Source organism: Pseudoxanthomonas mexicana, assembly GCF_046736355.1.
Lineage (GTDB): Bacteria > Pseudomonadota > Gammaproteobacteria > Xanthomonadales > Xanthomonadaceae > Pseudoxanthomonas_A > Pseudoxanthomonas_A mexicana_B.
Map to the genome: position 1 here is coordinate 793147 of NZ_CP157201.1, position 17068 is coordinate 810214.

A 17068-nucleotide genomic window follows, 5' to 3' on the forward strand; every position below is an offset into this window, starting at 1 on the left:
TTCCCCATTCCCCATTCCCATGTCCCTGGCCAACAAAACCCTCTTCATCACCGGCGCCTCCCGCGGCATCGGCCTGGCGATCGCCCTGCGCGCCGCGCGCGACGGCGCCAACGTGGCCATCGCGGCCAAGTCGTCGGTGCCCAATCCGCGCCTGCCCGGCACCATCCATACCGCGGCCGAGGCGGTCAACGCCGCCGGTGGGCGGGGACTGGCGCTGAAGTGCGACATCCGCGAGGAGGACCAGGTCAACGCGGCGGTGGCGGCCACCGTCGACGCCTTCGGCGGCATCGACATCCTGGTCAACAACGCCAGCGCGATCTGGCTGCGCGGGACGCTGGACACGCCGATGAAGCGCTTCGACCTGATGCAGCAGGTCAACGCGCGCGGCAGCTTCCTGTGCGCGCAGGCCTGCCTGCCGCACCTGCTGGCCGCGCCCAACCCGCACATCCTGACCCTGTGCCCGCCGCCTTCGCTGGATCCCAAGTGGTGGGCGCCGCACACCGGCTACACGCTGGCCAAGATGGGCATGAGCTTCGTCACGCTGGGGCTGGCCGGCGAGTTCGGCCCGCAGGGCGTGGCGGTCAACGGGCTGTGGCCGCGCACGCTGATCGCCACCGACGCGCTCAACATGATCCCCGGCGTGTCCGCCGGCAACGGCCGCCGGCCGGAGATCATGGCCGATGCCGCGCACGCCATCCTCACCCGCCCGGCGGCCGGCTTCAGCGGCCGCTTCCTGATCGACGACGAGGTGCTGGCCGAGGCCGGCGTCACCGACCTGTCGCCGTACACCGTGGATCCGTCGCAGCCGCTGCTGCCGGATCTGTTTCTGTAAGGCGGGGATTAGGGAGAGCGGGGATTCGGGATGCGGGATTCGGGATTGGCAAGAGCATGGGAGACGGGAAGGCTGATCCATGCGGGCGGCCGGAACCGGGAAAGCGATTCGCTTTTTTGCCGTCATCCCAGCGCAAGCTGGGATGACGAGCAAAGGCGATAAGCTCTTCCCTAATCCCTAATCCCTAATCCCAATGAAATACCTGCACGCCATGATCCGCGTCCACGACCTGGACGCCACCCGCCATTTCCTCACCGAGGGGCTGGGCCTGCGGCAGACCCGCCGCATGGACAGCGAGGCCGGCCGCTTCACCCTGGTCTACTTCGGCGCGCCGGAGAACCCGGAGGCCGAGATCGAGCTCACGTACAACTGGCCGCCCGCCGACGGATCGCCGCCGGAGGACTACGGCAGCGCGCGCAACTTTGGCCATCTTGCCTTCGAGGTGGACGACATCTACGCGATCTGCGCGCACCTGCAATCGCTGGGCGTGACCATCAACCGCCCGCCGCGCGATGGCCGCATGGCGTTCGTGCGCACGCCCGACCTGATCTCCATCGAACTGCTGCAGAAGGGCGCAGCGCTGCCGCCGGCCGAGCCGTGGGCGTCGATGGCCAATACCGGCAACTGGTAACCCCTACAGCGAGGAAGACGATGAAAACCGCCTTGATGGTGATCGACGTGCAGCGCGGCCTGTTCGACACCCAACCGCCGCCGGCCGAGGCCGACGCGGTGATTGCGCGCATCAACGAGTTGTCGGCGCGGGCGCGGGCCGCTGGCGCGCCGGTGATCCTGGTGCAGCACGAAAGCGCGGCGCTGGCCCACGGCAGCGAGGCCTGGAACCTGCCGGCGGTGCTGCGCGCCGAGGACGGCGACCACCGCATCCGCAAGACCACGCCGGATGCGTTCCTGCGCACCGGGCTGGACGAGGTGCTGTCGTTCCTGGGCGTGGAGGAACTGGTGGTCTGCGGCTACGCCAGCGAGTTCTGCGTCGACACCAGCGTGCGCAGCGCGGCCGCCCACGGCTACGCGGTGACCCTGGCGGCCGACGCCCACACCACCCACGACAGGCCGCACGCCAGCGCGGCGCAGATCCGCGCCCACCACAACGCCACCCTGCCGGCCATCACCAGCTTCGGCCCGCGGATCCGCGCGCTGCCTGCCGGCGAAATCGCCTTCGGCTGATTCGCGCGGCGGCCGGGCGTGGACGCACGGCCGCCCACCGACGGCAGGTCCGTTAACGCTCGCGGCGCTGGCGGCGTCCATCGACAGGACAGGCTTCCCCGGACTGGAATGGACGACACCGAATCGACCGCCGCACTCGTCGTCGCGGCCCGCGCCGGCGCGGGCGCGGCGATGGCGCGGCTGTACCGCCGCTTCGCGCCGGTCGTGCACGGCATCCTGCTGTCCTACGTGGCGCCGGCCGATGCCGACGACCTGACCCAGGATGCGTTCGAGACGGCGATGCAGCGGCTGCCGGCGCTGCACGATCCAGCGGCCTTTCCCGGCTGGATCGCCAGCATCGCCCGGCGCATGGCGCTGGACGCGAAGCGCCGGCGTCCGCCGCTGGCCGAGGCTGAGATCGAGCGCCTGCCCGACACGGCCGACGTGGAGGCGCGCTTCGACGCCGAACGCGCGCTGCGCGCCATCCGCGGCCTGCCGGCGGCCTATCGCGAGACGCTGCTGCTGCGCCTGGCCGAAGGCCTGACCGGCCCGGAGATCGCCGCGCGCACCGGCCTGAGCGCCGGCAGCGTGCGGGTCAACCTGCACCGTGGCATGGCGCTGCTGCGCGCGGCGCTGGCGGTGACGGCCAGAGGAGACGGAACATGAGCGGCGGACACGACACCGACGACTACCTGTGGGACCGCAGCGGGCCGGTCGATGAGGAAATCGCCGCGCTGGAACGGGCGCTGGCGCCGCTGTCGCTGCGTGCGATGCCGCCGCGCGCTACCGCCGGCCGCGCGTGGACGGCGGAACCACGGCGTCCGCGCCGCCGCCTGCGCCGCGCGCTGGCCGCGCTGGCCGCCGCGCTGCTGCTCGGCCTGGGCATCGGCGGCTGGCACCAGCACCGGCTGGCCTGGCCGGAGGCGCAGCCCTGGCGGATCAGCCAGGTGCGCGGACAGGTCAATCTCGACGGCCAGGCGCGGCCCGCGCTGTCCGCGTTGCGGCCGGGGGCCGTGCTGGAAACGGCCGAAGGCGCCAGCGTGCGCATGCGCGCCGCGCGCATCGGCGAGGTGGTGGTCGGCGAGCGTTCGCGCTTCCGCATCGTGCGCACCGCCAGCGGCCGCCACCGCACCGAGTTGCAGCAGGGCAGCCTGTGGGCGCGGGTGTGGGCGCCGCCGGGCGCGTTCGGCGTGGCCACGCCGATGGGCGAGGTCTACGACCTCGGCTGCGAGTTCGTGCTGCGCGCCGGGACCGACGGCAGCGGCAGCCTCAGCGTGCGCAGCGGCTGGGTGCAGCTGGACAACGGCTGGCAGGAGGTGCTGGTGCCGCAGGGCGCGCGCGTGGAGATCCATGCCGGCGGCCGCCCCGGCACGCCCTACGACCTGCGCAGCAGCGCGGCGTTCCGGGCCGCGCTGCATCGCATCGACGCGGCCGATGCCGCGATCGCGGCCGACGATCCGCGCGTGCGCGAACTGGTCGCCGCGGCGCGCCCGCACGATGCGCTGAGCCTGCTGTCGCTGCTGCACGCGCGCCCGCAGTTGCTCGACGGCCCGGTGTTCGACCGGCTCTCGGAACTGATGCCGGCCGACGCGCTGGTCACCCGCGCGCAGGTGCGCACGCAGGGCCTGAACGCCTACGGCGCGTGGTGGGACCGCCTGCCGTATCCGCGCATGAAGCGCTGGTGGCTGCACTGGCCCGACGCGATCGGCGTGCGCGCCGACGCCGACGCGCTGCTGTCCGGCGATCGCCGCTGACGGTTAACGCGGCCGCCGCCGCGCGCGTCCTTTCCATGCGCGCATCTTGCGGCGCGACCGCCGCACCCGTGGCGGATCTTCCCGAGGAGGACTTCCCATGTTGCGAAAGTCATCGATGCTGGCCGGCCTGGCGCTGGCGCTGCTGCTGTTCCGTCCCGGCGACGCCTTCGCCGGTCCGCCGCTGTTGTGCCATCCGTTCGAAATCGGTGCGGCCGCCAGCCTCGAATGGGGCGACGATTGGAACCGGCCGCACGCGGGCTTCGATCTGCAGCGGCTGGGCGAGCGCACCGAAGCCCTGCTGTCACCGGGCACGCCGGTGATCGCGCGGATGGAGACGCTGCGCCGCGCCGCCATCTACGCCAGCCGCGACGGCCAGGCGCTGGCCGAGGTGCAGGTGCGGCTGGATGCGCGCATCGCCGCCGCCGCCAGCGCGGATGCGCGCGCGCTGGCGCTGTTCGACGCCGGCTATTTCAGCGAGACGCTGGAGGACGTGGTGCGCCTGCAAGGCTACGACATGCCCGGCATCGGCCGGGTGGACGCGGCCGCGCTGCGGCGTGCCGGCGCCGGCCGGGACGGCTACGCCAGCATCGTGAAGGCGCTGTCGCTGCGCCCGGGCGATGCGGCGATGCATTTCGCCGCCGCGCTGGTGGCGCGTGCCGACGCGCGCGGCGACGAGGCGCAGCGGCATGCCCGGCTGGCGCGCGCGGGCGCGGCGGCGGACGGCCTGCTGGCGCGCAACCTGGGCCAGACGGCGATGTGATCGGCCGGATGCGGCGGACGGCGCCCGCCATGTGCGGGCGGGCGCCGGAATCGGGGACAATGGCCGGCTCGCCATCTCCCCCTAGGGGCCGTGCCATGAACGACAGTTCCGCGTCCGATCTCCTCGCCAAGGGCAGCCGCTACTACCTGCCGATCTACCGCCCGCGCGACGTGATCCTGGAGCGCGGCCAGGGCGCGCGGGTCTGGGACCGCGACGGCCACGAATACCTTGACCTGTCCGCCGGCATCGCCGTGTGCGGGCTGGGCCACAACGATCCGGACCTGGTCGCCGCGCTGACCGAGCAGGCCGGCAAGCTGTGGCACACCAGCAACGTCTTCTACAGCGAGCCGCCGCTGCGATTGGCCGAGGAACTGGTCGCGGCCTCGCGCTTCGCTTCGCGCGTGTTCCTGTGCAACTCCGGCGCCGAGGCCAACGAGGCGGCGATCAAGCTGGTCCGGCGCTGGGCGGCCAGCCAGGGCCGCGCGCCGGATCACCGCGTCATCGTCACCTTCCGCGGCAGCTTCCACGGCCGCACGCTGGCCGCGGTCACCGCGACCGCGCAACCGAAGTACCAGGAAGGCTACGAGCCGCTGCCGGGCGGGTTCCGCTACGTCGATTTCAACGACCTCATCCAGTTGGAGACGGCGATGGCCGCCGGCGACGTGGCCGCGGTGATGCTGGAGCCGGTGCAGGGCGAGGGCGGGGTGATGCCGGCCGCGTCCGGCTTCCTGCGCCAGGTGCGCGAACTGTGCGATCGCCACGGCGCGCTGCTGGTGCTGGACGAGATCCAGTGCGGCATGGGCCGCACCGGCACGCTGTTCGCGCACTGGCAGGACGGCGTGGTGCCCGACATCGTCACCCTGGCCAAGGCGCTGGGCGGCGGTTTCCCGATCGGCGCGCTGCTGGCCGGGCCGAAGGTCGCCGAGGCGATGCAGTTCGGCGCGCACGGCACCACCTTCGGCGGCAACCCGCTGGCCGCGGCGGTGGCGCGGGTGGCGCTGCGCAAGCTGGCCTCGCCGCAGATCGCGGCCAACGTGTCGCGGCAGTCGCAGGCGCTGCGCGAGGGACTGCTGGCGATCGGCGCCGGGTTCGGCCTGTTCGCGCAGGTGCGCGGCCGCGGCCTGATGCTGGGCGCGGTGCTTAAGCCGGCCTTCGCGGGCCGCGCCGGCGAGATCCTCGACCATGCCGCCGCTCATGGGTTGCTGCTGCTGCAGGCCGGTCCGGACGTGCTGCGATTCGTGCCCGCGCTCAACATCATCGACGCCGAGGTGGCCGAAGGCCTGAAGCGGCTGAAGGCGGCGCTGGCGGACTTCGTGGCGAGGTAATCCTGCCGTCGCGCATGCCGGGCGGCGGGGCGGCGCGTGATGTACGGTGCGGCCAGTGCCAGCACGGACAATGCGCCGCGCACGGCGGCCTCGTCCTGCGACGTGTTCTCCTGTGGGAACGCATCCTCGGGTGCCGCTGCGGATCAAGGTTCAAATGCAGCGAGGCGATTGCGTTGCGATCGTCGTGCAGGCATCGCGAGCGCGTCCTGGACGTTTCCATGGATGTGTACTGCGATCCGGTGAATCGGAAATGCATCGCCACCGGCAGCCCGCCGCAATGCTCGACGCTCCCTCGTCGGCGCCGCTATCGGCACGGGGTTGCGCGGGAAGGCGCGGAAGGCTTCATCTGCCTTCGAGGATCCTGTTTATTTCCCTGTGGTGGTTCTCCCAGATAAGCCGCACTTCCGGCCACCACATCGGCTTGGTCCAGTTTCCCTGCCGGAAGGCGTTGCCTTCGCCGTAGCTGACGTTGACGATTTGCCCCGACGGCAGGATTTCGCCGAAATGCAGCAGGAAACCCTCGTTCAGCATGTGATGTCCGTCGACGGTGTAGTTGACCGTGATATCCGTGAACCTTGCAGGGTCCGGCGACTTCACGGTGAACGAGCGGACCAGGTTCACTCCGAAGTCCGGCTGCATGTAGACATGCCCGGCGTTGTTGAGCGTGCCTTGAGGCGATGCGCGATCGTCATCCCCCGGCGTGGGATTGCCCGCGAACGCGTTGGCGACGGTGGCGGGATTCCTCGACCTGGCGGGCGTGGAGATCTGGTAGTCGTGGAAGTAAGGCCAGCGCGGCCTGATGCCGCGGGCGCCGACGGTGTTGGGGATGATCACGGACGGCATGTTGCGGTTTTCCGGCCGGATGTGGATGTTCCCGTTCTTGATCACCGATCTCGATTCGGGAGGGGGCTGGTCGGTGGAACCGGGCTGCGCGATCGCGATTGGCGCCAGGGCCAGCATCGCCAGGGTCATCGACAGACGAACCGGCTTGCGCATTGATGATCCTCTCTTCCCTTTCATGCTGGATGGATGTCGGATACCCCGCACTTCGGTACTGCTCACCGCGGCTTCCCGGCCTGCCCAGGCCGTTGTCCGGCGCGCCATGATAATCGGCCGTTCCACCAGCCGACGAACCGCGAAGGGCAGTCACCGGATGGCGCCACCGTCGCGTTGCCCATGCCTGCGCAGGACACAAGCAGAGACCCTACTGCCAGCGTGGCAGGAGAAAGGCGGCACACCGGCAGTCCAGTGTCGGGCGCGAAGGTTCGCATCTTGCTTGATAATGATTATCATTGATATGAATTCCACCAAGCCGGTGTTTTCCAGCGCCATGCGCGGGCCGGGACCACCGTGGTTGCAACTCCCCCGGCCTCGGGCTGGCCGGCCCTTCACCGATCCCCTGTCTTGCAGGCGCGCCGCCCCATGTTGCTGACCCTTCCCCACCTGCTGGATCCGCAACAGGTCCGGCATTGCCGGCAGGCGCTGGAACAGGCCGAATGGCACGACGGCCGCGCCACCGCCGGCCACCTCGCGGTCCGGGTCAAGGACAACCAGCAGTTGCCGTTCGACAGCCCGGTTGCGCGCCGGATCGGCGACCTGATCCTCGACGCGCTGGGCCGGCACCCGCGCTTCATGGCCGCCGCGCTGCCGCTGCGCGTGCTGCCGCCGCGCTTCAACCGCTACCGCGGCGGCGGCCAGTACGGCAACCACATCGACAACGCCGTGTTCAACGTGCCGGGCACCGCGCTGCGCATCCGCAGCGACATCTCCACCACGGTGTTCTTCAGCGAGCCGGACGAGTACGACGGCGGCGAACTGATCGTCGAGGACACCTACGGCCGGCACAGCGTCAAGCTGCCGGCCGGCCATGCCGTCGTGTACCCGGGCACCAGCCTGCACCGGGTCGAGCCGGTCACCCGCGGCACCCGCTACGCGTCGTTCTTCTGGACCCAGAGCCTGGTCCGCGACGACACCCGCCGCGCGCTGCTGCTGGAACTGGACGACGCCATCCAGGCATTGACCCGGCAGGTGCCGGAGAGCCCGGAACTGTCGCGGCTGACCGGCGTGTACCACAACCTGCTGCGGCAATGGGCGGAGACGTGAAGCCGCTGCCGCCGCTGGCGCAGATCCCGCCGCAGATCGCCGCGGTCGCCGACTACGAGGCGTTCGCCCGCGAGCGGATGACGCCCGGCGCGTGGTCGTACTTCAGCGGCGGCGCCGGCGACGAGCACACGCTGCGCGACAACCTCGCCGCGTTCCAGCGCATCCGCCTGCGCAGCCGCGTACTCCGTCCCGTGGCCGGCGGCCATACCCGGGTGAGCCTGCTGGGCGAGGAGTACGAGCACCCGATCCTGCTGGCGCCGGTGGCGTTCCAGCAGCTGGCGCACCGCGACGGCGAGTTCGCCAGCGTGCTCGGCGCCTCGGCGATGAAGGCGGGCATGGTGGTCAGCACCCAGTCCAGCGTGGCGCTGGAGGATCTGGCGCAGGCCGCGCAGACGCGGCTGTGGTTCCAGGTCTACCTGCAGCACGATCGCGATTTCACCGCGCAACTGGTCGCGCGCGCCCACGCCGCCGGCTACCGCGCCCTGGTGCTCACCGTCGATGCGCCGGTCAACGGGCCGCGCAACCGCGAACAGCGCGACGGCTTCGCGCTGCCGGCCGGGGTGGAGGCGGTCAACCTGCGCGGCATGGCGCCGCCGCCGGCCGCCGTGGCCAGCGCCGGCGGCAACCCGCTGTTCGGCGGCCCGCTGCTGGCGCACGCGCCGACCTGGGACGACGTGGCCTGGCTGCGCTCGCTGTCGCCGCTGCCGGTGGTGCTGAAGGGCATCCTCTCGCCCGACGATGCGCGGCGCGCGGTGGAAGCCGGCGCGTCGGCGATCGTCGTGTCCAACCACGGCGGCCGCACGCTGGATACCGCGCCGGCCACGATCGACGCGCTGCCGGCGATCGCGCGCGAGGTCGGCGGTCGCGTGCCGCTGCTGCTCGACGGCGGCATCCGCCGTGGCACCGACGTGCTCAAGGCGCTGGCGCTGGGTGCCGACGCGGTGCTGGTCGGCCGCCCCTGCGTGCACGCGCTGGCCGCCGCCGGCGCGGTCGGCGTGGCCCACGTGCTGCACCTGCTGCGCGCCGAACTGGAAATGGCGATGGCGCTGACCGGCTGCCGCACGCTGGCCGATATCGACGAATCGGTGATCTGGCCGGGCGACGTACCGCCGTAGCGCCGAGCTTGCTCGGTGGGGCCGAAGGGCACCGGAGCAAGCTCTGCTCTACAGGAGGGTCGCAAGGTATCGCCGGGCCTGGCGCTGTAGAGCCGAGCTTGCTCGGCTACACCGGCCAAGCGCCGATCAGCCCCGCGCGACGATCGCGAACGCCTCGCGCGCGGCCTCCAGCGTCCGCGCGATCACGGCTTCGTCGTGCGCGCTGGACATGAACCCGGCTTCGTACGCCGACGGCGCCAGGAACACCCCGCGCTCCAGCATCGCGTGGAAGAAGCGGTTGAACGCGGCGATGTCGCAGGCGGTGGCCTGCGCGTAGGTCTCGACCTTCTCCGGGGTGAAGAACAGGCCGAACATCGCGCCGACGTGGGTGGTGGTCAGCGGCACGCCGGCCTCGCGCGCGGCCGCTTCCATGCCTTCGCACAGCGCGGCGGTGGACGCGGCCAGGCGATCGTGGAAGCCCGGTTCGCGGATCAGTTCCAGCATCGCCAGCCCCGCCGCCATCGCCACCGGGTTGCCGCTCAGCGTGCCAGGCCTGGTAGATCGGGCCGGCCGGGGCGATCTGCCGCATCAGTTCGCGGCGGCCGCCATAGGCGCCGACCGGCATGCCGCCGCCGATAATCTTGCCGAAGGTGGTCAGGTCGGGCGTGATGCCGTAGTGCGCCTGCGCGCCGCCCAGCGCGACGCGGAAGCCGGTCATCACCTCGTCGAAGATCAGCAGCGCGCCGTGCTGGGTGCACAGGTCGCGCAGGTGTTGCAGGTAGCCCTCGCGCGGCGGGATGCAGTTGGCGTTGCCGACCACCGGCTCGATGATCAGCGCGGCGATCTCGCCGCCGATGCTGTCGAACAGTTCGGTCGCGCCATCGAAGTCGTTGTAGCTGAGCGTGGCGGTCAACTCGCTCAAGGACGCCGGCACGCCCGGCGAGGTCGGCACGCCCAGGGTCAGCATGCCGCTGCCGGCCTTGACCAGGAACGAATCGCCGTGGCCGTGGTAGCAGCCCTCGAACTTGACGATGCGCTGGCGCCCGGTCGCGCCGCGCGCCAGCCGGATCGCCGACAGCGTGGCCTCGGTGCCGGAATTGACCATGCGCACCATCTCGCACGACGGCACCAGCGCGGTAATCGCCTCGGCCATCGTCACCTCGGCCGGGCACGGCGCGCCGAACGACAGGCCGTCGCGGATCGCGCGCTCCACCGCCTCGCGCACCGTCGGGTGGTTGTGGCCGGCGATCATCGGCCCCCACGATCCGACGTAGTCGATGTAGCGGTTGCCGTCCACGTCGTACAGGTACGCGCCGTCGGCGCGCTGCACGAAGAACGGCTCACCGCCGACCGACTTGAACGCGCGCACCGGCGAGTTGACGCCGCCGGGCAGCAGCGCCTGGGCGCGGGCGAAGAGGGCGTGGGATTGATCGTGGTTCATGGTGGTTCCATTCAGACGGGAAGTATCGTGTGGGAGCGACGTGAGTCGCGACAGATCCATCGGTAAAGCTCCATCGCGATTCACGTCGCTCCCACGAAGAAAGTCACTGGAGCGCGAAACACCGCCGGTACGCGCGTACCGCCGCGACCGGGTCGGCGGCCTCGAACACGCCGCCGATCACCGCGACCAGATCCGCGCCGGCCTCGATCAGATCCCGCACATTGTCCGGGGTTATCCCGCCTATCGCCACCCGCGGCACGCCCAGCGCGGCCGCCTGCCGCAGCAGGTCCGGATGCGCCTGCCGCGTGCCGGCCTTGCTGCGGGTGGGGAAGAACGCGCCGAAGGCGACGTCAGCCGGCGCCGGCCGCCACCGCGCGCCGCGCACGGTCCAGTTCGTCATAACAGGACGCGCCGACGATGGCGTCCGGCCCCAGCCGCGCGCGCGCCGCGGCGATGTCGCCGTCGTCTTCGCCCAGGTGCACGCCGGCCGCGCCGACCGCCAGCGCCAGCGCGGCGTCGTCGTTGACGATCAGCGGCACGCCGGCGGCCGCGCAGGTGGCCTGCAAGGCCTCGGCCTGCTCGCGCCGCAGGCCGGGCGAGGCGCTCTTGTTGCGGTATTGCAGCCAGGCCACGCCCTCGCCCAGCAGCGGCGTCACCCGCGCCAGCAGCCGCGCGGTGTCGGCCTCGTCGGGCGTAATCAGGTACAGGCCGCGCGGCGGCGGAAGGGGAGATGCAGTCATGGTGAGCTTCCGGTGTGCGGACCAGGGTGGGACAATGCGGCCATCGCCGAGGGGGCATTATCGATGACCGACGCCACCGCCTACCGTACCTGGATGTGCGTGGTCTGCGGTTTCATCTACGACGAGGCCGACGGCCTGCCCGGGGATGGCATCGCGCCCGGCACGCGCTGGGAGGACGTGCCGGACACGTGGACCTGTCCGGACTGCGGCGTGGGCAAGGACGACTTCGAGATGATCGAGGTCGATTGAGGATATCTGCGCTGCCGTAGAGCCGAGCTTGCTCGGCTACGTCGGCGCCGGAGCCGGGAGCAGCGGAGCAAGCTCCGCTCTACGGGGGGGCGTGGCCTAACCGTTGTAGAGCCGAGCTTGCTCGGCTACGTCGGCGCCGGAGCCGGGAGCAGCGGAGCAAGCTCCGCTCTACAGGGGGGCGTGGCCTAACCGTTGTAGAGCCGAGCTTGCCCGGCTACGTCGGCGCCGGAGCCGGGAGCAGCGGAGCAAGCTCCGCTCTACGGGGGGGCGTGGCCTAACCGTTGTAGAGCCGAGCTTGCCCGGCTACGTCGGCGCCGGAGCCGGGAGCAGCGGAGCAAGCTCCGCTCTACAGGGGGCGTGGCCTAACCGTTGTAGAGCCGAGCTTGCTCGGCTACGTCGGCGCCGGAGCCGGGAGCAGTGGAGCAAGCTCCGCTCTACGCCATGCGGTGCTCCTCAATGCATCCTGGACGGGCGTCCCGTGTTCAGTTCGATCAGTTGTTCGCGCACCTTGACCGCGTCCTGGGCCTTCGGCGCGACCTGCAGGTAGCGCGCCAGATCCTGCCGCGCGCCGTGCAGGTAGTCCATCTGCAGGTAGGCCAGGCCGCGGTCGCGCAGCGCTTCGGGCTGGTCAGGCGAGAGCTTGAGCACGCGGTCGGCGCTGCGCGCGGCGCGGTCCCATTCGCCGCTTTCGGCGTAGACGCCGTGCAGGTTGCGCAGGATGCGGACCAGGATGGCGCGGTGCGAAGCCGGGTCGAGGATGTGCAGCAGCGCGTTGTCGTCGGGGATGTCGCCGCCCAGGTGCGGCTTGGCGCGCTCGCGCAGCTCGTCCACGCCCAGCGGGCGGCCGCCGTTGAACGGGTCCATCACCAGCAGGCCGTCGTCCACCGGCAGCCGGACCAGGAAATGGCCCGGGAACGACACCCCGTCCAGCGGCACGCCGAGCCGGCGCGCGACCTCCATCTGCACCATCGCCAGCGAGATCGGGTTGCCCAGCCGGCGCTCGAACACCTGGTTGAGGTAGCTGTTGCGCGGGTCGTAGTACTCGGCGTGGTTGCCGCTGTAGCCCAGTTCGTCGAACAGGTGGCGGTTGATCGCGGCCATCTTCAGCGGCCAGGCGTCGATGGTGTCGATCTCGTGGCGCAGGTGCTCGGCATGGCTCTGCAGCAGCGTGTCGTAGAGATCGGCCTCGAGGTCCGGGTATTCGTCGCGCGCGATCAGCAGCGCGGTTTCCAGCAGCGGCAGCGTGTCGTCGGCCTGGCCGGCCAACGCATTCCACTCCGGCAATGTCAGTCGATCCCCCATGCCGGCAGAGTGCGGGCAAGCGCCGCGCCGATCAAGCCCCGCGCCCGGAATCGCCGATGTCATCCCGTGGGAGCGACGTCAGTCGCGATGAAGTTTCCTGCAGCGACCGGTGCGCCGGGGCATGTCGGCGCCGTTCCACGGCTCAGGGATTGGCCGGCGCTGCCGGGATGTCGCGGCTGAAGCGGATCTCGTCGCCGTCCTTCAGGCCCAGCTTCGCCGCCTGGCCGGCGTTGAGTTCCAGCACGTAGCGCGCCGGCTTGCGGCTGGGATAGGACGGACAGGCGTTGCCGGCCGAGCACGGCGGCACGTCGCGCTGTTGCGCCACCAGCTTGCGCGCGTCGTCGAAGTAGAGGATGTCCAGCGGGATGCGGGTGTTCTTCATCCAGTACGCCTGCGGTTCCTCGCGGTCGTGGATGAACAGCATGCCGGTGCCTTCGGCCAGGACATCGCGGAACATCAGCCCGCGCGCGCGTTCCTCGTTGTCGTCGGCCACCTCCACCGCGTAGCGCTGGCCGCCCACTTCCACCCACGGGCCGGCATTGGCGCAGCCGCTGAGCAGCAGGAACAGGACAAGCGGGGACAGGCGGAAGGCGGACATGGCGGGCTCCTTTCGGCGAGCCGCTAGTGTATCCGCGGCGGGTTCAGAACAGCGGCAGCGTCTGGCCGGCTTCGACCGCCGGCTCCTGCCACCTGCCGGCGTTCCAGCCGCCGGCGCCGGCCTTGAACGGTTCGGCCGGGACGGCCGGGTGCGCGCGCCGCTTCTGCGCCTCGCGGTGGGCGGTCTCGGCCAGCACCTTGTACTGGCGCTCGCGCTGCAGGTAGAGCTCGTCGGCGCCGGCGTCCTTGCGGCGGGTGCCGACGTCCTGCTCGCTGGCGGTTTCCGGCACGTGCGAGAACGGGATGCGCATCGGCGCGGCGTCGTGGTGGATCGCGTGCTGCATCGCGCCGAAGTAGATCGCGTTGTTGCCGTACTTCTGGTTAATGCGGTCCACCACCCGGCTCATGTCGCGGTCGCGCCGGCGCGTGTCCATCAGTTCGGCGCTGACGTCGCCGGCCTTTTCCAGCCCCACCAGGGTCACCGCCACCGACAGCGGCGGGTGCCGGCGCGGTTGCCAGCGCCCTTTCGCGGCGGCCTGCTCCAGCGCCTGCAACTGCCCGCCGAGCAGGTGCAGGAAGGTCGGCGTGTCGTCGATCGGGGCGAAGGACAGGTCGCGCTCGAAGCGATGCTCCAGTCCGACGAAGCGGATGCGGATCGCCATGCCGGCGGCCAGGAAGCCGTCCTTGCGCAGGCGCATGGCCGCCTTGGCCAGCAGCTTGAACAGCACCGAGCGCGCGCCGTCGTAGCTGCGCAGTTCCGGCCCCAGCACGTGCGAGTGACCGATCGAGCCGCGCCGGGTCGCCCGCTCGGGCAGCTCGTGGCCGCGCAACTGCAGCCAGAAGCGCTCGCCTTCCACGCTGCCCCACGCCGTGCGCAGTCGCTCGCGGGTCGTGGCGCACAGCTGCTCGACGGTGTCGATGCCGGCCGCGCGCAGGCGCCGCTCCATCGACGGGCCGATGCCGCACAGGTCGCGCAGCGCCAGCGGGTGCAGCGCATGCGGCAGATCGCCCGTCTCCAGCACGGTCAGCCCGTCGGGCTTGCGCATGTCCGAGGCGGTCTTGGCCAGGAAGCGGTTGGGCGCGATGCCGATCGAGCAGCGGATCCAGTCGAACTCGGCGGTGATGCGCCGCTTGATGGCATGGGCGATGGCCACCGCGTTGTCGCGCCGGCGTTCGCGCCCGATCAGCCAGCACGGCACCTCGTCGATGGAGGCGGCCTCGCCGTGCGGGATGCAGTCCTCGATGGCCTTCATCAGCCGGTGGTGCACTTCCACGTAGCGCGCCGGCCGCGCCTCGACCAGTGCGATGCCCGGGTACTTCTCCATCGCCTCCCACACCGGCGTGCCGGTGCCGATGCCGTACTGCTTGGCCTCGATGCTGGCGGCGATGCAGCAGGTGGTCGCCGCGACCACCGGCACCACGCCCACCGGCCGCCCGCGCAACTCCGGCCGGTCCTGCTGCTCGACCGAGGCGAAGAACGAGTTGAAGTCGACGAACAGGCAGCGCAGGGTCATCGCGGCGGCTCCCGGCGGGCCAGTATCCGCCGGTGCCGTCTCAGCGGGAGAGAAACCCGCCGGATCAGGGGCTTGCGTGGTTGCGCCGCGCCTACAGCACCTGCGGCGGCTCACCGCCGACGATCACCACGTCGGCCGGGCGGCGCGCGAACAGGCCGACGCTGACCACGCCGGGGATCTGGTTGAGCTCGCGCTCCATGCCGACCGGGTCGGTGATGGACAGGTTGTGCACGTCGAGGATGACGTTGCCGTTGTCGGTGGTGACGCCGTCGCGCCAGACCGGCTGGCCGCCGGTCAGCGCCAGGATCTCGCGTGCGACCAGGCTGCGCGCCATCGGGATCACCTCCACCGGCAGCGGGAACCGGCCCAGCACCGGCACCTGCTTGCTCGGGTCGATGATGCAGACGAAGCGCTCGCTGGCCTCGGCGATGATCTTCTCGCGGGTCAGCGCCGCGCCGCCGCCCTTGATCAGGCGCTTGTGCGGGTCGCACTCGTCGGCGCCGTCCACGTACAGCGACAGCTTGCCGGCGTGGTTGAGATCCAGCACCTCGATGCCGTGCTGCTTCAGCCGCGCGGTGCTCTGCTCGGAACTGGACACGGTGCCGGCGATGCGGTCCCTGATGCGCGCCAGCGCGTCGATGAAATAGGCCACGGTCGATCCGGTGCCGACGCCGACGATCATGCCGTCCTCGACGAATTCGATGGCCTTCTCGCCGGCCAGGCGCTTGCTTTCGGACATGTTGGGGATTCGGGATTGGGGATTGGGGATTCGATAAAGGCAGTGTCAGGAAGACGGAAGCAGGATCAGGCGGGAAAACGAATCCCCCAATCCCGAATCACGAATCCCGGCCTTCCAGCGCCACCAGCAGCTTCCACTGCGCCGCCGTTACCGGCATCACCGACAGGCGGCTGCCGCGGGCGATCAGCGCGAAGCCTTCGCCCAGTTCGTCGGCGTGGCGCTTGATCTCCTCCAGCGGGATGATCCGCGACAGCTTGCGCTCGAACGCCACGTCCACCAGGAACCAGCGCGGCTCGGCGCGGGTGGCCTTGGGATCGTGGTAGGGCGATTTCGGGTCGAACTGGGTCTCATCCGGGTAGGCTTCGCTGGCCACGCGCGCGATGCCGACGATGCCCGGCACCTTGCAGTTGGAGTGGTAGAACAGCACGCCGTCGCCGACCTTCATGCCGTCGCGCATGAAGTTGCGCGCCTGGTAGTTGCGCACGCCGTTCCACGGCTCGGTGCCGGCCTTCTGCAGGTCGTCGATGGAGAACGCGTCTGGCTCGGATTTCATCAGCCAATGGCGCTTGCGTGCGGTCATGCGGGGTTTCCGGCGGCGGGAGGGGAGAACAGCAGCGTCGCCTGCTCGGTGCAGGCTGCGTCCAGCGGCACGTCCCAGGGCTGGTTTTCCAGCGTCGCGACCTGCTGGAGGGCAAAGCCGACGCCGACCAGCCAGGGCGGGGCGGCCTGCGCGCGGCGGAACGCGAAAGTGCGATCGTACCAGCCGCCGCCCATGCCCAGCCGGTGGCCGCGATCGTCGAAGCCGACCAGCGGCATCGCCACCAGCGCCATCGCCGAGGCGGGCAGGGCGTGCTCCGGATCGACGTCGGGCTCGGGGATGCCGTAGCGGTTGAGCACCAGCGCCTCGCCGGCCTTCCACGGCGCGAAGCGCAGCACCTCGTCGGCGTGCAGCACCGGCAGGCAGTAGGTCAGCGACGGCGGCAGCCGCACCTGCCAGGCGTGCAGGCCGATCTCGCCCTGCATGGCCCAGTAGCCGGCGACGTGGCCGCGTTCGGGCAGCAGCGGCAGCGCGGCCAGTTGCCCGGCCAGCCGCTCGGCGGCGGCGATGCGCTCGGGCGCGGCGATGTCGCGGCGGCGCTGGCGCAGCTGCCTGCGCAGAGCGTCGCGGTCCTGGGTCATGGGGTTGGTCGCGCGGAAACAGTCATGCGCGGGATTTTAAGGCTTCGGCGGGGCCGGCAGGAGAACGCGCTTTCCCCGTCATCCCCGCGAAGGTGGGGACCCCGTGTCCTTGCGTTGTTGCAAGGCATGAAGTCGTTGGGTCCCCGCCTGCGCGGGGATGGCGGAACTTGCGAGGGGGAGGAAAGGGGGAACAGGGAATGCCGAAAATGGATGGGGCGGAAAGCGCCCTCATCCGCCCCTGCGGGGCACCTTCTCCCGCCTGCAGGAGAAGGAAGCGG

Annotated in this window: 17 protein-coding genes and 2 pseudogenes; 10 read left to right on the forward strand and 9 right to left on the reverse strand. The window is 71.0% G+C overall.

Features of this window, described 5'->3' with window-relative positions; all coding sequences use genetic code 11:
• Window positions 1-19 precede the first annotated feature (19 nt).
• The 7 genes from AAG688_RS03455 (at window position 20) to AAG688_RS03485 (ending at window position 5832) form a co-directional block, all read left to right on the forward strand.
• Entirely contained in the window at window positions 20-832 is an 813-nt protein-coding gene (locus AAG688_RS03455; RefSeq protein WP_411833963.1) for an SDR family oxidoreductase, read from the forward strand.
• A gap of 193 nt (window positions 833-1025) precedes the next feature.
• On the forward strand, window positions 1026-1463 hold the full coding sequence (locus tag AAG688_RS03460) for a VOC family protein (protein WP_411833964.1): 438 nt from the start codon (window positions 1026-1028) through the stop codon (window positions 1461-1463).
• A gap of 20 nt (window positions 1464-1483) precedes the next feature.
• Entirely contained in the window at window positions 1484-2014 is a 531-nt protein-coding gene (locus tag AAG688_RS03465) for a cysteine hydrolase family protein (RefSeq protein ID WP_411833965.1), read from the forward strand.
• 108 nt (window positions 2015-2122) lie between these two features.
• Window positions 2123-2659 (forward strand): RNA polymerase sigma factor, encoded by a 537-nt coding sequence (locus AAG688_RS03470; RefSeq protein WP_411833966.1) that lies wholly within the window; start codon window positions 2123-2125, stop codon window positions 2657-2659.
• Window positions 2656-3747, forward strand: a complete 1092-nt coding sequence (locus AAG688_RS03475) for a hypothetical protein (protein WP_411833967.1) — start codon at window positions 2656-2658, stop codon at window positions 3745-3747. The genes AAG688_RS03470 and AAG688_RS03475 overlap by 4 nt, the downstream gene beginning before the upstream one ends.
• A gap of 97 nt (window positions 3748-3844) precedes the next feature.
• Window positions 3845-4507, forward strand: a complete 663-nt coding sequence (locus tag AAG688_RS03480) for a hypothetical protein (RefSeq protein WP_411833968.1) — start codon at window positions 3845-3847, stop codon at window positions 4505-4507.
• 95 nt (window positions 4508-4602) lie between these two features.
• The gene (locus AAG688_RS03485; protein WP_411833969.1) at window positions 4603-5832 is read left to right on the forward strand and encodes an acetylornithine transaminase; all 1230 of its coding nucleotides are present in this window, start codon (window positions 4603-4605) and stop codon (window positions 5830-5832) included.
• Between the two features lie 342 nt (window positions 5833-6174).
• Here AAG688_RS03485 and AAG688_RS03490 read toward each other — a convergent pair whose 3' ends face one another.
• Window positions 6175-6828, reverse strand: a complete 654-nt coding sequence (locus AAG688_RS03490) for a hypothetical protein (protein WP_411833970.1) — start codon at window positions 6826-6828, stop codon at window positions 6175-6177.
• 426 nt (window positions 6829-7254) lie between these two features.
• On the opposite strand from AAG688_RS03490, the gene AAG688_RS03495 reads away from it, so the two are divergent.
• Window positions 7255-7935, forward strand: a complete 681-nt coding sequence (locus AAG688_RS03495) for a Fe2+-dependent dioxygenase (RefSeq protein ID WP_411833971.1) — start codon at window positions 7255-7257, stop codon at window positions 7933-7935.
• Window positions 7932-9050: an alpha-hydroxy acid oxidase gene (locus AAG688_RS03500; protein ID WP_411833972.1), complete on the forward strand. Its 1119-nt coding sequence runs from the start codon at window positions 7932-7934 to the stop codon at window positions 9048-9050. Before AAG688_RS03495 ends, AAG688_RS03500 begins: the two co-directional genes overlap by 4 nt.
• A gap of 126 nt (window positions 9051-9176) precedes the next feature.
• Here AAG688_RS03500 and hemL read toward each other — a convergent pair.
• Both hemL and thiE read right to left on the reverse strand, forming a co-directional pair.
• Window positions 9177-10470, reverse strand: a pseudogene (gene hemL / locus AAG688_RS03505) (glutamate-1-semialdehyde 2,1-aminomutase).
• Window positions 10471-10573: 103 nt separating this feature from the next.
• A pseudogene (gene thiE, locus AAG688_RS03510) lies at window positions 10574-11210 on the reverse strand (thiamine phosphate synthase).
• 63 nt (window positions 11211-11273) lie between these two features.
• On the opposite strand from thiE, the gene AAG688_RS03515 reads away from it, so the two are divergent.
• The gene (locus AAG688_RS03515; RefSeq protein WP_411833973.1) at window positions 11274-11459 is read left to right on the forward strand and encodes a rubredoxin; all 186 of its coding nucleotides are present in this window, start codon (window positions 11274-11276) and stop codon (window positions 11457-11459) included.
• A gap of 453 nt (window positions 11460-11912) precedes the next feature.
• On the opposite strand, the gene AAG688_RS03520 is transcribed toward AAG688_RS03515, so the two are convergent.
• From AAG688_RS03520 to AAG688_RS03545, 6 genes are all read right to left on the reverse strand, one after another.
• Window positions 11913-12761: a SirB1 family protein gene (locus AAG688_RS03520; protein ID WP_411833974.1), complete on the reverse strand. Its 849-nt coding sequence runs from the start codon at window positions 12759-12761 to the stop codon at window positions 11913-11915.
• 142 nt (window positions 12762-12903) lie between these two features.
• Entirely contained in the window at window positions 12904-13359 is a 456-nt protein-coding gene (locus tag AAG688_RS03525) for a DUF192 domain-containing protein (RefSeq protein WP_411833975.1), read from the reverse strand.
• A 43-nt stretch (window positions 13360-13402) separates the two neighbouring features.
• A complete protein-coding gene (locus tag AAG688_RS03530) occupies window positions 13403-14872 on the reverse strand; it encodes a DNA polymerase thumb domain-containing protein (protein ID WP_411833976.1) in 1470 nt (489 codons plus the stop codon).
• Between the two features lie 91 nt (window positions 14873-14963).
• Window positions 14964-15611: a ribose-5-phosphate isomerase RpiA gene (gene rpiA / locus AAG688_RS03535; RefSeq protein ID WP_411833977.1), complete on the reverse strand. Its 648-nt coding sequence runs from the start codon at window positions 15609-15611 to the stop codon at window positions 14964-14966.
• Between the two features lie 97 nt (window positions 15612-15708).
• Window positions 15709-16191: an EVE domain-containing protein gene (locus AAG688_RS03540; RefSeq protein WP_411833978.1), complete on the reverse strand. Its 483-nt coding sequence runs from the start codon at window positions 16189-16191 to the stop codon at window positions 15709-15711.
• The gene (locus AAG688_RS03545) at window positions 16188-16790 is read right to left on the reverse strand and encodes a 5-formyltetrahydrofolate cyclo-ligase (RefSeq protein ID WP_411833979.1); all 603 of its coding nucleotides are present in this window, start codon (window positions 16788-16790) and stop codon (window positions 16188-16190) included. The genes AAG688_RS03540 and AAG688_RS03545 overlap by 4 nt, the downstream gene beginning before the upstream one ends.
• Between the last annotated feature and the right edge of the window lie 278 nt (window positions 16791-17068).